Source organism: Priestia sp. BR_2, from assembly GCF_041954005.1.
GTDB lineage: Bacteria > Bacillota > Bacilli > Paenibacillales > Paenibacillaceae > Paenibacillus_AQ > Paenibacillus_AQ lautus_A.
In genome coordinates this window covers 1-808 of sequence record NZ_JAVFHM010000082.1, presented here as the reverse complement: position 1 = coordinate 808, position 808 = coordinate 1, and the positions used below count along the sequence as shown (strand labels likewise).

The following is an 808-nucleotide window of genomic DNA, read 5'->3' as shown; positions in this document are numbered from 1 at the left end:
AATGTAGCAGTAAATTCCCTGTCATGCAAGAACCCTTTAAGTATAGTTTCACGGATATCATATAATTAGGTCCGTCAACTGGGATGTGTCGAAATTATCGATTAAAGCTCCGAACCTCAATAGCATTCAAGTTAGAAGTCTACATTACTGTGTGCTATCCGATCAATATTTGAATTGATAGAGTGTACATATCATAAAAAGCCACCCGATTCGAGTGACTTCGCCTTAGGTTGATTCTTTACTTCATCACGTACCTACTCTAAAAGTACGGACATGATGGTATTAAAAGGCCATGGAGTAAGATTGTTGCCAGCACTTTCTTTTAACTCAGTTCTTAGCTATTCACCCCATATAGGATATTTATTGTTGCCTTTTGCTTCCTCTAACATACACTCGACTACATTTAGTACTTTTTAATATTCATTTTCTTTTGCGCTAATATAATAATCCTTTTGTTTATAGTTCATATCTCCAATCCCCTTTTGGTTATTTATGAACAATAAATTTTTTCATAAGATAGCATCAAATTTAGACTATATCTCTTATTTCCTTATAACATCTACATTGATTTAAATAGTTTATAATATCTTGGTTATTTACTTCTTTGATATTATCTCCAAAAAGTTCAACGGCACTCTCTAAACGTTCCCTTTTATTATCAATCGTTAGTACATATCGAAGTGCATCAACTACTGGTGCATTATGATAGGTACGACGAGCGAAATATTCTTCGATTGCCTTATTTAAGTATTCTGATTCAGCCTTTCTAAATTTAGGTTCTGACCTTTGAAGGTTCTTTACCTCCATC

The 808-nt window shown here is 33.5% G+C and carries 1 protein-coding gene; it reads right to left on the bottom strand.

Going from position 1 to position 808, the window contains the following annotated elements; genetic code table 11:
• Positions 1-528: 528 nt before the first annotated feature.
• Entirely contained in the window at positions 529-807 is a 279-nt protein-coding gene (locus RB298_RS02140) for a hypothetical protein (RefSeq protein ID WP_486045504.1), read from the bottom strand.
• Position 808: the final 1 nt, after the last annotated feature.

Coding starts and splice junctions, on each gene's coding strand:
- RB298_RS02140 (WP_486045504.1), bottom strand. CDS start 807: ATGGAGGTAAAGAACCTTCAAAGGTCAGAACCTAAATTTAGAAAGGCT.